The 14,637-nt window shown below is 58.8% G+C and carries 14 protein-coding genes and 1 tRNA gene; 5 read left to right on the forward strand and 10 right to left on the reverse strand.

The annotated features are described in order from the left end of the window. Position 1: 1 nt before the first annotated feature. The 4 genes from H0V78_09385 to H0V78_09400 all read right to left on the reverse strand — a co-directional run bounded on the left by H0V78_09385 (position 2) and on the right by H0V78_09400 (position 2,784). Entirely contained in the window at positions 2–961 is a 960-nt protein-coding gene (locus H0V78_09385) for a ketoacyl-ACP synthase III (protein ID MBA2351976.1), read from the reverse strand. Continuing rightward, entirely contained in the window at positions 958–1,974 is a 1,017-nt protein-coding gene (gene plsX / locus H0V78_09390) for a phosphate acyltransferase PlsX (GenBank protein ID MBA2351977.1), read from the reverse strand. Before plsX ends, H0V78_09385 begins: the two co-directional genes overlap by 4 nt. 96 nt (positions 1,975–2,070) lie before the next feature. Beyond that, positions 2,071–2,250, reverse strand: a complete 180-nt coding sequence (gene rpmF / locus H0V78_09395) for a 50S ribosomal protein L32 (protein ID MBA2351978.1) — start codon at positions 2,248–2,250, stop codon at positions 2,071–2,073. Between the two features lie 3 nt (positions 2,251–2,253). Further along, on the reverse strand, positions 2,254–2,784 hold the full coding sequence (locus tag H0V78_09400; GenBank protein ID MBA2351979.1) for a DUF177 domain-containing protein: 531 nt from the start codon (positions 2,782–2,784) through the stop codon (positions 2,254–2,256). 74 nt (positions 2,785–2,858) lie between these two features. Here H0V78_09400 and maf point away from each other — a divergent pair, with 74 nt between their 5' ends. Continuing rightward, positions 2,859–3,434, forward strand: a complete 576-nt coding sequence (gene maf / locus H0V78_09405; protein ID MBA2351980.1) for a septum formation inhibitor Maf — start codon at positions 2,859–2,861, stop codon at positions 3,432–3,434. 8 nt (positions 3,435–3,442) lie between these two features. Then, complete coding sequence (locus tag H0V78_09410; GenBank protein ID MBA2351981.1) at positions 3,443–4,144, forward strand: SAM-dependent methyltransferase; 702 nt, start codon at positions 3,443–3,445, stop codon at positions 4,142–4,144. Positions 4,145–4,167: 23 nt separating this feature from the next. On the opposite strand, the gene H0V78_09415 is transcribed toward H0V78_09410, so the two are convergent. From H0V78_09415 to H0V78_09430, 4 genes are read right to left on the reverse strand one after another with little or no spacing between them, the layout of a single operon-like run. Continuing rightward, positions 4,168–5,109, reverse strand: coding sequence for a S49 family peptidase (locus tag H0V78_09415; protein MBA2351982.1), 942 nt, complete (start codon positions 5,107–5,109; stop codon positions 4,168–4,170). Positions 5,110–5,126: 17 nt separating this feature from the next. After that, entirely contained in the window at positions 5,127–5,516 is a 390-nt protein-coding gene (locus H0V78_09420) for a Rieske 2Fe-2S domain-containing protein (protein MBA2351983.1), read from the reverse strand. Beyond that, entirely contained in the window at positions 5,516–6,175 is a 660-nt protein-coding gene (locus H0V78_09425; GenBank protein ID MBA2351984.1) for an HAD-IA family hydrolase, read from the reverse strand. The genes H0V78_09420 and H0V78_09425 overlap by 1 nt, the downstream gene beginning before the upstream one ends. Positions 6,176–6,195: 20 nt before the next feature. Next, positions 6,196–7,137, reverse strand: coding sequence for an RluA family pseudouridine synthase (locus H0V78_09430; protein MBA2351985.1), 942 nt, complete (start codon positions 7,135–7,137; stop codon positions 6,196–6,198). A gap of 505 nt (positions 7,138–7,642) precedes the next feature. On the opposite strand from H0V78_09430, the gene H0V78_09435 reads away from it, so the two are divergent. Continuing rightward, entirely contained in the window at positions 7,643–10,432 is a 2,790-nt protein-coding gene (locus H0V78_09435; GenBank protein ID MBA2351986.1) for an Rne/Rng family ribonuclease, read from the forward strand. Positions 10,433–10,494: 62 nt separating this feature from the next. Here H0V78_09435 and H0V78_09440 read toward each other — a convergent pair whose 3' ends face one another. Together H0V78_09440 and uvrB are read right to left on the reverse strand one after the other, a co-directional pair. Continuing rightward, positions 10,495–10,980, reverse strand: coding sequence for a low molecular weight phosphotyrosine protein phosphatase (locus H0V78_09440; protein ID MBA2351987.1), 486 nt, complete (start codon positions 10,978–10,980; stop codon positions 10,495–10,497). Positions 10,981–10,992: 12 nt separating this feature from the next. Next, entirely contained in the window at positions 10,993–13,020 is a 2,028-nt protein-coding gene (gene uvrB / locus H0V78_09445; protein MBA2351988.1) for an excinuclease ABC subunit UvrB, read from the reverse strand. A 36-nt stretch (positions 13,021–13,056) separates the two neighbouring features. Between uvrB and H0V78_09450 the strand changes: the two genes are divergently transcribed. Both H0V78_09450 and H0V78_09455 read left to right on the forward strand, forming a co-directional pair. Next, positions 13,057–14,268: an aspartate/tyrosine/aromatic aminotransferase gene (locus tag H0V78_09450; GenBank protein ID MBA2351989.1), complete on the forward strand. Its 1,212-nt coding sequence runs from the start codon at positions 13,057–13,059 to the stop codon at positions 14,266–14,268. 103 nt (positions 14,269–14,371) lie between these two features. Next, a tRNA-Asn gene (locus tag H0V78_09455) sits at positions 14,372–14,446 on the forward strand. Positions 14,447–14,637: the final 191 nt, after the last annotated feature.

Here is a 14,637-nt window from a genome sequence, read left to right on the forward strand (position 1 = left end):
TCTACCAGCGCACCATCACCGAGCCCCATGTAAAGCCGCCGCCGACTCCCTCGAGCAAAACGTGCTGTCCGGCTTTGATGCGGCCATCGCGAACCGCTTCGTCGAGAGCAAGCGGAATCGATGCAGCGGACGTGTTCGCGTGGCGATCGACAGTCGTGACGACGCGCTCCATGCCGAGCCCGATTTTTTTTGCGGTGGCCTGAATGATTCGAATATTCGCCTGATGCGGAATCAGCCAGTCGATGTCGGCTTTCTGCAATCGATTCGCGGCCAGGGCTTCGTCAACCATTTCGCCGAGCACCTTGACGGCGAATTTGAATACCGCGTTGCCTTCCATCGTCAGCAGCGGTTTTCCGCTGATCTTGCCGCCGCTGACCTGACCCGGAACCGCGAGCAGCCGGCTGTGACTGCCGTCGGCGTGCAGGTGACTGGATAAAATTCCCGGCGTATCCGCGGTTTCGATAACAACGGCGCCGGCGCCATCGCCAAACAGCACGCAAGTGCCGCGGTCAGACCAATCGAGGATGCGTGAATAGATTTCCGCGCCGACAACGAGTGCTGTGCGGCAGTGGCCGCTGCGCACGAACAGATCGGCCGTAGCCAGTGCATAGACGAAGCCGCTGCATACTGCCTGCACGTCAAAAGCAGGCCCGCCGCTAATGCCGAGTTTTTCCTGCAACAGACAGGCGGTGCTCGGAAAAACCATGTCGGGGGTCGTCGTCGCAACGATGATCAGGCCGATATCGCGCGGCGCCATGCCCGCCGCGCGGATCGCAGTCTTGCTGGCATGCAGGGCAAGATCGCTGGTCGTTTCGCTGTCGGCGGCGATATGCCGCTGGCGTATGCCGGTCCGCGTAAAAATCCACTCGTCTGTCGTATCGACGACACGTTCCAGATCGCGATTCGTCACGACCTTTTCCGGCAGATAACCGCCGGTGCCGATGATGCGCGCGTAGCTCACGCCGCTCTCACGTGCAGATTGGCCATGCGCTCGCTGATTTCGCGCAGGACGTCGTTGCGTACCTCATCGGCTGCGCGGCCGATTGCGATTTCGAACGACATCTCATCGGCCGAACCATGGCTCTTAACCACAATGCCGCGCAAGCCGAGCAGGCTCGCCCCGTTGTAGCGGCGCGGGTCGACGCGATGCTTGAATGCATTGATGACCGGCAACGCCGCCAATCCCGCAAGCCGGGTAAAAACATTGCGCCTGAACTCCTGGCGCAGATAGCTGGCGAGCATTTTCGCTAACCCTTCGGATGCTTTCAGCGCAACATTGCCTACGAAACCGTCGCACACGACGACGTCGGTCGTGCCTTTGTAGATATCGTCGCCCTCGATGTTGCCGTAAAAGTTCAAGCCGGAATCGCGCAACAACTCCGCAGCCTGTTTGACGACTTCGTTGCCCTTGATCGCCTCGTGACCGATGTTCAGGAGGCCTATGCTCGGCCGGTCTTCATGCTCAACAGCGTGAACCAGCATGGCGCCCATGATGCCGAACTGCAGCAAGTGCATCGCCGTGCAATCGACGTTGGCGCCCAGGTCGAGCACATAGGTACGCCCCCTCAAGGTCGGCATCACACTCGCGATCGCCGGTCGCTCGATGCCAGGTAAAGTTTTCAGAACGAAGCGCGAAATCGCCATTAAAGCGCCGGTATTACCGGCTGATACGCAGGCCTGCGCTTCACCGCTTTTGACCAGATTGACGGCGACCCGCATCGATGAATCTTTTTTGTTGCGCAACGCGACCGCCGGCGCATCATCCATGCTAACTGTTTCGGACGCCGGCTGAACCCTGAGCTGTGCGCCGCCGGGAATGCGACGACTGCGCAACTCGGCTTCGATTGCATCCGGCAAACCGACCAGAACGACATGGGTATCCGGCGCGGTTTTCATGAAACGCAGCGCGGCCGGCACGGTAACGTGCGGACCATGATCGCCGCCCATGCAATCTATGGCGACAGTAAGCTTCATCGTTGCAGCGATAAGCCCGACGTAACAGGCTAGTCAGTGAACCAGCGGGATCGACGAGCGAGCCGGACAGTCACGCCCGCTAACCCAAACGCCGTGTCAATCGTCCTTGGTTTTTACGATTTTTCTGCCGCGATAATAGCCGTTCGGACTGATGTTATGACGCAGATGAATCTCGCCGCTGGTCGGCTCCACGGCAAGCGGCGGGTTGGGCAGAAAATCGTGCGCGCGATGCATGCCGCGTTTGGACGGGGATTTCTTGTTCTGCTGGACTGCCATTGCTTACTCCTGATTTGCATCGAAATGATTCGATTCTTTGATCAACACGCTCAACTGACCAAGGCCCGCCGAGCGCTGCTCTCGTTTCGTTGCCGCGCCGGCCGCGCTGCAAACGTTTGTTTCGTGCCGCGGCGCGATCGGCAAACTCAGCAGAATTTCCTCCTCGACCAGAGCGATGACGTCGATCATATCCTCAGCCGGAATGCTCTCGACAGTATCATCTTCGTCCATCAAATCGGGAAGCGCGTGCTGGACGGGGGTCAAATTCGACGAGATCACAATCTTGTATGCGAACGGCTCCAGACATCGTTCGCATCGCACGTTCAGCATACCGGTGACGCTGACGTGCAGATTCGGCTTGCCGGCGGCGCATGCTCCGGTAATCGAGTAGGCGACGCTCCCGATGTAATCGTGAAGTTGATCGTGAAGACGTTGCAGAGCCGCAACTTCGATAATGCCGCGCGAATTCTGGCCGCTAATAGCAAACGAAAGCGCGGATATCGTCTGGATCGACATAAGCGCGGCATTGATCATCGTAAACGCGGCATAATATTATTTCGCGGTTTTTCTGTCAAAACATCGCCCTATTGAATCCACCGCAAACACCATTGCCCATCGTGCTGGCCTCGTCCTCGGTTTACCGGCGGGGACTTTTGGCGAGGCTGGGCCTGCCATTTTCGGTATTCGCGCCCGACATCGACGAACACCCCGCAATGGATGAACGACCTGAGCAAATCGCTTTGCGCTTGAGTATCGCCAAAGCGCACGCCGCGGCTTCAATTAACCCCAAGGCTCTGATTGTCGGGTCCGATCAAGTCGCGATTCTGGACGGCGTCCAGTTGGGCAAGCCCGGCAATTTCGACAATGCGTTGCGCCAGCTACGCGCAGCAAGCGGCCGAACTGTCGATTTCCATACCGGACTATGCCTGTATAACAGCGACAGCGGCAATATGCAGGGAGAAGTCGTCCGTAACAGTGTAGCGTTCAGATCATTTGACGATGCGGAAATCGGGCGTTATCTGCACAGGGAGGCGCCTTATCACTGCGCGGGCAGCGCCAAAACCGAAGGCTTGGGCATCGCGCTGATTCAAAGAATCAGTGGCGACGATCCCAACGCATTAATCGGACTGCCGCTCATCGCGCTGGTCGGCATGCTGCAAAACGAAGGCGTTCTCGTTATCTAATACGGTCGATGACAAACGGCAAACTGTATTTGATCCCTGTCGCGCTCGGCCTTGGCGAGAGCGCGATCGAGCATCTGCCCGAAATCGCTGAAGTCACCGATTTCGTTGTCGAGAACTGCAAGACGGCGCGTCGGCATATCAAACGACTCGGCGTGAAAGCGCCCCTCGCGGCGATCGAAATGCAGGTGCTCGACGAGCACACGCGCAGCGAAACCATTCCTGATTTGCTCGCGCCGCTGCTCGCGGGGCGGAACGTCGGTCTGATGTCGGAGGCGGGTTGTCCCGGTATCGCCGATCCCGGCGCAGCATTGGTCGAACTTGCCCACCGGCAGTCGATACGTGTCGTGCCGCTGATCGGACCGTCGGCTATCGTGCTCGCCTTAATGGCGTCCGGTCTGAATGGGCAGCGCTTCGCATTTCACGGCTATCTGCCCAGCGCACGCGCTGATCGGGAGACGAGCATTCGCGAACTGGAGGCCGAATCGAAAGTCCGCGGCATGACGCAAATCTGCATCGAGGCGCCGTATCGAAATCGCCATCTGTTGGCCAGCCTTCTCGAATGCGCGCAGCCGGCAACGCGGCTTTGCATCGCCGCAAACTTGACCTTGCCGGCGGAGATGGTGCAGACCAAAACCATCGCTGAATGGAGAAAAGCCGTCCCCGATTTGCACAGGCAACCTGCGGTTTTTCTGTTTCAGGCCGCACCTTAGCGCGCGTTATTGCGTATCTATTTTCAACGGAGTTGTGTAGCCATGCGCAGCATAGCTTCGGCGGCCATTGCGCCGAAGCGCTTGGCGAAGCGGTCGACGACGCTCTCGCGCGGCGTGAAATCGACGATGTTTTCGGCCTTGACGATTTCCCGGGCGACGTATTCGACGCTGCCGAGCGCGTCAGCCAATCCGAGCTCGACACTTCTCTGGCCGGTCCATACCAGCCCGCTGAAAATTTCGGGCGTTTCCTTCAACCGTTTGCCGCGGCCTTCGCGCACGACCTGGATGAACTGCTGGTGAATATCGGTCAACATGGTTTTGGCGTAGGCCTGGTCTTCTTCGGTCAGCGGTGAAAACGGATCAAGGAACCCTTTGTTCTGCCCGGCCGTCAGCAGGCGCCGCTCGACACCGAGCTTTTCCATGGCGCCGGTAAATCCAAAGCCGTCAAGCAACACACCGATCGAGCCGACGAGGCTCGCCTTGTCGACGTAAATCTTGTCGGCCGCGACGGCGACGTAATAGCCGCCCGATGCGCAAATATCCTCGACCACCGCGTAAAGCGGAATGTTCGGGTGCACGATCCGCAGCCGCCGCATTTCGTCGTTGATATAACCGGCCTGCACCGGACTGCCGCCGGGGCTGTTGATGCGCAGGATCACGCCTCGCGTATTGCTGTCTTTAAACGCGTCCTGCAAGCCTTGGTTGATTTGTTCGGCGCTGCCCGAGCCGTCGGCGGCGATGACGCCATCCAGCTTGATAACGGCTGTGTGTTTGCCCGGCAACGGAATGTCCTTTTTGCCCAGCCATCCCATGGCGATAAACAGCAAGATAAACAGATAGATGAGCGTCAGCATCTTGAAGAAGATGCCCCAGTGGCGGCTCCTGCGCTGTTCGCGGACCGCCGATAACGCAAGCTTTTCCAGAACGTCCTTCTCCCAGCCGCGATTCGATTCCGGATCTGCCATATCCTGCCTTTCGAGATTTATGAATTGCGTCCGGGATCGCCATCCGGGTCGGAATCTACTGCGGCGATCCAGTAAACGCGATTGTCGCGCTCGGCGACACGAAGTTTTTCAAGACCTGCACCTTTACACGGCCCCAATACGCAACGGCCCCTGTCCGGCTCATACATCGCGCCGTGCGATGCGCAAATCGAGTATAACCCGGATTGATCGAAGAACTTGCCGGGCTCCCAGTCAGGCTCGACGGACTGGTGCGCGCAGCGATTGATGTAAGCATGAACGCGCCCAGAGAAGCGAATGACGAACGCAGAGTCGCGGTTATCCGTGACAGCGAAGCGGACGCCGTCCACCCCGTTCGCCAGGTCGGCGCTCGCGCAAATCAGGCGTTCGCGCATCAAGGGTTCGCGCATCAAGCGTTCGCAGTGAGCCAGGCCGACACTTCCGCAAAGTCGCGCATGCAGCCAAGTGCCGAATGCGCGAGCAACCCCTGCTCCGCGTGCGCGCCATAGCTCACCGCCAGGCTCGCCACCCGTGCGTTTTCCGCCATTTTCAGATCATGCGTCGTATCTCCTATCATCAGCGTACGCCCGGGCCGCGTACCAAGTGCGCCCATCAGATCGAGCAACATGCCGGGATGCGGCTTCGAAAAGCTTTCGTCGGCGCAGCGCGTACCGTGAAAATAAGACGCGAGGCCAGTTGCCTCCAGCGAACGATCCAGCCCGCGTCGGCTTTTTCCGGTCGCCACCGCCAGCAGGAAACCGTCTTCATACAGTCCCTTGATGCCGTCCGAGACGTGAGGAAACAATGGAATATCGTGATCGCGCGAAAGGAAATAGTGTCGATAGCGCTCAACCAGCGCCCGCCCGGATTCCGGCAGCAGCCCCGGCCATAAATGCGCGAGTGCTTCGTCGAGGCCGAGGCCGATAACGTGGCGCGCGCTTTGGTCAGTCGGTTCCGGCAGATCGAGATCGCAGCTGGCGGCTTTGAGACATGCGACGATAGTCGCGGCCGAATCGATTAAAGTGCCGTCCCAGTCGAATACCAGCAAATCATATTTTCTTGATTTCACGAAAATTTACCGGGGATTGATCAGCGATCATCCAGCGTCTGCAAGAATGCCGAAAGCTCTTGTGGCAGTGGAGCGTTCAGATTCAGGAGCGCGCCTGTTAGCGGATGTTTGACGACCAGGCTGGCAGCGTGCAGAAACATCCGCTTCAGGCCGCATTTGGCGAGCTGGCGGTTGAGGGCGAAATCGCCATACTTGTCGTCGCCGGCAATCGGAAATCCCAGATGCGCGAGGTGCACACGAATCTGATGCGTGCGGCCGGTTTTCAATTCGGCATTCAGCAGACTGAAATCGCGCCAGCCGCGTTCGAGCGTGAACACGGTGTGCGTCGTCTGCCCGTCCTCCACCACGGCGACGCGGCGCTCGCCGCTTGCCGTCAGGTATCGCTTCAACGGCAACCGCACGTTTTGCCTGGCATTGCGCCATGCGCCAGATGTCAAGGCAAGATAGCGCTTTTCGACGGCGCCCTCGCGCATTGCCGTATGCAGACCGAGCAGCGCCGTCCGCTTTTTCGCCAGCAGCAATAATCCCGAAGTCTCACGATCGAGTCGGTGCACGAGCTCGATGAATTTCAGTTGCGGGCGCTCGAGCCGTATCTGCTCAATCACGCCGCGGCTGACACCGCTGCCGCCATGCACGGCGATACCAGCAGGCTTATCGAGCACAAGCAGATATTCGTCTTCGAAGATGACTTCCGCTTTGAGGCGGGGGCCGATCGCAGGCGCACGCATCGACACCTGCGCAGTGCGCACCGGTGGAATACGCAACTTATCGCCGGTCTGCAGGCGATATGTCGGCGCCACCCGGCCGCTGTTGACGCGCACCTCACCGTTGCGAAGCAGCCGGTAGATATGGCTGCGCGGTACGCCTTTCAGTGTTTTTACGAGGAAATTATCGATGCGCTGTTCAGCCGCGTTTTCGTCGACTTCTGCCCAGGTTACAGAATTTTTGCTTGCGCCGGACATTGTGCCTATACTATTTCTTGGTTTACGGCCTGTTGCAAACCACTTGCCTGAAAAGCATTTTCCGCTTTCGGGAAGCGTAACGCGCACCGAAAATCAAAGCCGCGAGTCTTGCTGGTCGAAAAGTTCCCAAGTTTGGGACGGCATCGCTGAAAAAGGCTCGAAAAACAGGTTAACTTCGCTCACCGGCAAGTAGCGATAACATTTGCGCTCAATTTCACCTAGCCACCTGGATTCCAAGAGTAGCTGACAAAAGTAAACACGCGACCCTATGTGCCGCGGCATTACCCAATACGCGCCGAACGAGCTGATTCCACGCACAAATTGCATGATCGAAGCTGACCGACGCGCTGCTACTTCCCCGCTTTAGCGGACTGAGAAATGACAAACCCGAAGAGTTATCCATGTCAACCATCGTAAAGCACTTATGACTGAATGATTCTGCAGCCAACCAATTGAGGCGCAGGGATTTGCCCTACCCGTGTTATTGAGCGCGGGAGAACAAGAAATGAAGCGCATGTTATTCAATGCGACCCACGCGGAAGAATTGCGGGTCGCCATCGTCGATGGCCAGAAGCTCATCGATCTGGACATAGAATCAGCCGGAAAGGAACAACGCAAAAGCAACATCTACAAAGGCATCATCACCCGCATCGAGCCCAGTCTCGAAGCCGCATTCATCGATTACGGCAGCGACCGCCACGGTTTCCTGCCATTCAAGGAAGTCGCGCGCGCCAATTTCCAGGCCGGCGAAAATTCGCGCTCGCGCATCCAGGACGCGTTACGCGAAAGTCAGGAAATAATCGTGCAGGTCGACAAAGACGAGCGTGGCAACAAGGGCGCGGCGCTGACGACCTTTATCAGCCTCGCCGGGCGCTATCTGGTACTGATGCCGAATAACCCGCGCGGCGGCGGCGTCTCCCGGCGCATCGAAGGCGAAGAGCGCAACGAGTTGCGCGACACCATGAATCAGCTCGAGGTACCCTCCGGGATGAGCGTGATCGCGCGCACTGCCGGCATCGGCCGCACCCTGGAAGAATTGACCTGGGACCTGAACTATCTGCTGCAACTGTGGCGCGCGATCGAGAACGCGTCGAACCAGCAAAACGGCGCGTTCCTGATTTACCAGGAATCGAGCCTCGTCATTCGCGCCATTCGCGACTATTTCCATCAGGAAATCGGCGAGATCCTGATCGACACCGAAAGCATCTACCAGCAGGCGCAGCAGTTCATGAGCCACGTGATGCCGGCGAACGTCAATCGCGTGAAACTCTACAACGACGACGTGCCGTTGTTCTCCCGCTTCCAGATCGAGCACCAGATCGAAACCGCGTACTCGCGCCAGGTGCCCCTGCCCTCGGGTGGAGCGGTCGTCATCGATCATACCGAAGCGCTGGTATCGGTCGACGTCAACTCGGCGCGCGCGACACGAGGCGCCGATATCGAGCAGACCGCGCTCAACACCAACCTCGAAGCCGCCGACGAAATCGCGCGGCAGCTGCGCTTGCGGGATTTGGGCGGCCTGGTGGTCATCGATTTCATCGATATGGAAAGCCAGCGCAACCAGCGCGACGTCGAAAACCGCCTGCGCGACGCACTGCATTTCGACCGTGCGCGCGTCCAGACCGGCAAAATTTCGCGGTTCGGCCTGCTCGAATTGTCGCGGCAGCGGCTGCAGCCATCCCTGGGCGAATCGAGCCACAGTTCATGCCCGCGTTGTCACGGCACCGGGCACATTCGCGGCATCGAATCGTCGGCGCTGCACATCCTGCGCATCATTCAGGAAACGGCGATGAAGGAAAACAGCGCCGCGATCAATGTGCAAGTGCCGGTCGACGTCGCGACTTTTCTGTTGAACGAAAAGCGGTCCGAAATCCATGCCATCGAATCCCGGCTCAAAGTCAATGTCGTGCTGATCCCGAACATGCACCTGGAGACGCCGCACTACACGATCACCCGGTTGCGCCATGATGAACTGAACAGCGGAGAAGCGGCGATCGCAAGCTACAAGATGGTCGAAGTGCCGCCGGAAGAGAATACCGCGATCGCGCCAGTGGTCGACGCCAAAGTCGAACGTCCGCAAGCCGCGGTCAGAGGCATCACGCCGCAGCAGCCGGCGCCGATCCGTCAGGAAGCAGTGGTGCATGAACCGTCGCTGCTCGACAAAATCCTGGCGTGGTTCAAACCCGCGCCGCCGCCCGTAGCAACCGAAGCGGCGCGATCCACCTCGCGGCAGCGGCCACCGAAGCGGCCCAGACGCGATCAGCCCCGACGCGAGCAAAAAGATGCGCCTTCCGCTGAGCCGCGCATCGCGAAAACGGCTTCCGAAGCCGTTATTGAATCGGAACGCGAACCAGCGCGCGTACGCGAAATGGTCGTCGAGCGCACGGACGCCCGCCCGCCTCGACGAGATCGTCCCGAGGGGTCGCGACCACGGCGTGAGCGTGGTGAACGTAACGGAAATCGCGCGGAAGCTCAGCCCAAAACCGCGGCGTCAGCGCTTGCTCCGGAGCCGGCCTTGGCGCGGGCCGAGCGCAGCCCGGAGGATCACGCTCAAGCGGATGGCGAAGCACGGGAACCGCGCAGTCGTCGTGGGCGTCGCGGGGGCCGACGCGAACGCGGAGAGCGTGCGCCGAATCCAGCCACGAGCCCAGCCGCGAATCTAACTGATATCGCAGCGGCTCCGGCCGATATTGGTGAATCGAACAGGGCTGCGTCAAACGATGAACCCGGGTTCGCAGCGTCTTCCGCGAATGTCGGCATAGCGGACGTCTCGCTCGCGGATGCCACGACATCCATTCCCACCGAAAAGCCCGGGTTCAGAATGCCCGCGCGGGAGGCTACACCCGAGCCTTCTTCGGCATTGGAAACGGCATTGCAGCAGCCGGATCGCGCGGGCGAGCCTGACAACGGTGGTGGCTTTGAGAGTGCACGGCTGTTTGAAGCCCAAGCCGACGAGTCTTCCAGTCAGATAAACGATCAGAGCCCGACTTTTATTGATTCACCGAGGGTGGTGGCTGAGCAAAACGCCCCGCAACCCGAATCTCACCTGCCGGCGGCGGTTCAACCACCCGTCATCGAAGCGGCGCCGCGCAGTCAGGCCGCTGGCAATGGCTCCGACAAGGTGAGTACTGGCGGAGACTGGGTACAAATTGAAACGGATCCGCATAAGCTGAAAGACGTTGCCGCACGTGACGAGAATGAGGCGGAAGCTCTCGTCAGTCGTCCCCGAGTTCGCCGGCCGGCGCCGCCGCCCGTCGAAAACCAGCCGCTCGTGCAAATCGAGACGCACAAGTAAACGTCGTATACAACCCGGAAAGCCCGGCAAAACCGGGTTTTCCGGTTCGTTGGCCTACTTTGTCATTCGAGTTTTCGGTTTGGCGCGGTCTTCATTTCGTCGAGAAAGCCAATCGCGGCGTCTTCTACCATATCCAATACCCGCTCGAACCCTTGCGAGCCGCCATAGTAGGGATCCGGTACGGCGTCGATTCGGTGTCGCTGGGCGTAGGACATGTACAGGCGAAGCTTGTGCGCAGACTCCCGCGGACAGCGGTCTCTCAGCAGTGCGAGATTTTCGGAATCCATCGCCAGAATATAGTCGAACTCCCGGAAATCTTTCGCGCACACTTGACGCCCGCGTAAACAGCTGAGATCGTAGCCGCGTTGTTTCGCCGCCTTCTGCGCGCGCTGGTCGGGCGCCTCATCGATGTGATAAGCATGCGTTCCGGCTGAATCTATAAGCATATGGTCGGCCATGCCCATGCGCTCGGCCTTATGGCGCAACACCGCCTCGGCAGTCGGAGAACGGCAGATATTTCCCATGCAGACGAACAATACTTTGATCATGGGGCGCCTGCCTCAGCCCGGGATCTCGACGCCAAACAGGTACTGCTTCAGCGTCTTCAATTCGTCGCGCAGTTGGGCTGCCCGCTCGAATTCGAGATTCTTCGCACACGCCAGCATTTCTCTCTCCAACCTTTTGATCTCGCGTGTCGCATCCTTCTCGCTCAGCGCACGATAGGACGCCCCGATCTGGGCGGCGCGCAAAGCCAGGTGGGCTTTCTCCGGTTCGTATATCCCGTCGATCATTTCCGTGACGCGTTTAATGATGCCTTTCGGAGTGATGCCGCGCGCCAGGTTATGCGCGATCTGCTTGTTGCGCCGCCGCTCGGTTTCGTCGATCGCGCGGCGCATTGAATCGGTAATGACGTCAGCATAAAGGATCGCCGTCCCGTTTATGTGGCGCGCAGCGCGGCCGATGGTCTGGATCAGCGAACGCGTGGAACGCAGAAATCCTTCCTTGTCCGCATCGAGTATCGCAACCAGCGACACCTCGGGAATATCGAGGCCTTCACGCAGCAGGTTGATGCCGACCAGCACGTCGAAATGGCCAAGCCGCAGATCGCGAATGATTTCGACGCGCTCCACGGTATCGATATCGGAATGCAGATAGCGCACCTTGACGCCGTGATCGGCCAGATAATCCGTCAAGTCTTCGGCCATGCGTTTGGTCAGCGTCGTAACCAGAACGCGCTCTTTGCATGCGGTGCGCGCGTTGATCTCGGATAACAGATCGTCAACCTGGGTCGAGGCCGGCCGCACTTCCAGGGCCGGGTCGGTCAAACCTGTCGGACGCACGACCTGCTCGACGACTTTTCCCTGATGGGTGTTTTCATACTCGGCCGGCGTCGCCGACACGAAAATCGTCTGCCGCATCATGCTTTCGAACTCATCGAAGCGCAGCGGCCGGTTGTCGAGCGCGGACGGCAGGCGGAAACCGTATTCGACGAGATTTTCCTTGCGCGCGCGATCGCCCTTGTACATGCCGCCGATCTGCGGAATCGTCACGTGGCTTTCGTCGATGATCATCAGCGCATCGCGCGGCAGATAATCGATCAAGGTCGGCGGCGGCTCGCCGGCGTTGCGCCCCGACAGATGGCGCGAATAATTTTCGATGCCTTTGCAGAAGCCGATTTCGTTCATCATTTCGAGATCGAAGCGCGTGCGGCCTTCGAGGCGCTGCGCTTCGACGAGCTTGTTCTCGGCGACGAACTGGGCGAGGCGTTCGCGCAACTCGTCCTTGATCTGTTCGATCGCGCGCAGCGTGGTTTCGCGCGTCGTCACATAATGACTGGACGGATACACGGTATAGCGCGCGACTCGGTGCTGGATATGGCCTGTCAGCGGATCGAACAGCGACAGGCTTTCAAGCTCATCATCGAACAGGGACACGCGCAACGCGGTCTCCGAACTTTCCGCCGGGAAAATATCGAGTACATCGCCGCGCACGCGAAACGTACCGCGCTTGAATTCGATTTCATTGCGCTCGTACTGGATTTCGACGAGGCGCTTGATGATGTCGCGCTGCGCGGTTTTTTCTTTCTCGCGCAGGTGCAAAACCATGCTGTGGTAATCGACCGGATCGCCGATACCATAAATCGCGGAAACCGTCGCCACGATGACAGTGTCCTTGCGCTCGAGCATAGATTTGGTCGCTGACAGACGCATCTGTTCGATATGCTCGTTGATGCTCGAATCCTTTTCGATGAACAGATCGCGCGAAGGTACATAGGCTTCCGGCTGGTAATAATCGTAGTACGAGACGAAATACTCGACCGCGTTCTCCGGGAAGAATTCGCGCATCTCGGCGTAAAGCTGAGCGGCCAGCGTCTTGTTCGGCGCCATCACGATTGCGGGCCGGCCGAGCTGGGCGATGACATGCGCCATCGTGTAGGTTTTGCCCGAGCCGGTGACGCCCAGCAGCGTCTGAAATGAAAGCCCGTCTGCCAGGCCTTCGACGAGTTCCCTGATAGCCTGCGGCTGGTCGCCGTCGGGCGAAAATGGCTGATGAAGCTTGAATGGGCTGTGGGGGAAGGTAACAATCACGGGTTACAATTCGCCCTCTATAATTTATCCTAGCATATGGACGCAATAGCCTCGCCGTCGTTCCTTGCGCGCGTAGAAATGGCGCCGCGCGACCCTATTCTCGGCATTACGGAAACCTATCTCGCCGACCAGAATCCGCGCAAAGTCAATCTCGGCGTCGGCGTTTATTACGACGATAAAGGCAAAGTGCCGCTGCTTGAATGCGTGAGGCGCGCCGAAGCGCAGTTGATGGAGAAAGCAGGCCCGCGCAGTTATCTGCCAATCGATGGCATACCCACCTATAACAGCGCGGTCCAGGCGCTGTTATTCGGCGACGAAGCAGTAGCCGCGGCTTCGATCATTACCATCCAGGCTCTGGGCGGCACCGGAAGTTTGAAGCTGGGCGCGGATTTTCTGAAGCGCGTGGTTGCGGATGCGACTGTCTGGATCAGCGATCCGAGCTGGGAAAATCATCGTGCGCTGTTCGAGAGCGCGGGCTTTCCGGTCAAGACCTATCCTTATTACGATTCGGCTACGCAAGGACTGAAATTCGCCGAGATGAAAGCCGCGCTGAGCGGACTCGCCGAGGGCAGCATCGTCCTGCTGCATGCGTGCTGCCATAATCCGACCGGTGTCGATCTGTCCGCGGCGCAATGGGCCGATGTCGTCGAGATCGTCGCTAGCCGCAATCTGATCCCGTTTCTCGATATCGCCTATCAGGGTTTTGGCGAAAGCATCAACGCCGACGGCGCCATTGTCCGGCGCTTCGCGGACACCGGCGGACCGCTGTTTGTCGCGAGTTCGTTTTCCAAATCGTTCTCCCTGTACGGCGAACGCGTCGGCGCACTCAGTATTCGCACCGCCAGCAGCAATGAGGCGCAGCGCGTGCTGAGCCAGATCAAGCGCGTTGTTCGTACCAATTATTCCAATCCGCCGACGCATGGCGGCCACGTGGTTGCGGCGGTGCTGACCAGCCCTGAATTGCGCGGTTTATGGGAGCGCGAACTTGCCGCGATGCGCGACCGCATACGGGCGATGCGCCAGCAGCTTGTCGATCGGCTGAAAACGCGCGCGCCCAATAGAAATTTCGACTTCGTGCTCACGCAACGGGGCATTTTTTCCTACTCCGGATTGACCAAAGACGAGGTTGCGCGACTGCGCAACGAATACTCTATTTACCCTGTCGACAGCGGCCGTATCTGCGTTGCAGCCCTGAACTCGCAAAATGTCGATTATGTGGCGGAGGGCATCGCAACAGTCATCGGGTAACCGGTTCCAGGACGCCGGATACGACGATGGGATTCGAGTGAACGCAGCGAAACGATGCATTGACCCAGCCCCCGGGGGCTGGCTACAATGCGCGCTTCAAAATTCCCCGATAGCTCAGCGGTAGAGCAACTGACTGTTAATCAGTGGGTCCGTGGTTCGATCCCACGTCGGGGAGCCAAAAATCAATAAGTTACGTCAAAATCTGCAAACGGTAATTTGACTGTATAGCGCTTGTATAGCAAAGAAATAAAATTCCAGGGGACGATTTTCCCCAAGGAGAACAGCATGTCGAGCGAAAGCATAACAATTGCGAGCGCAGTTAAGGTAATCCCCGATTCGGCTGCGCGAGTTGCATGCGCGGTTCAGCGC

The sequence above is a fragment of the Burkholderiales bacterium genome, from assembly GCA_013695435.1.
Taxonomy (GTDB): Bacteria; Pseudomonadota; Gammaproteobacteria; order Burkholderiales; family JACMKV01; genus JACMKV01.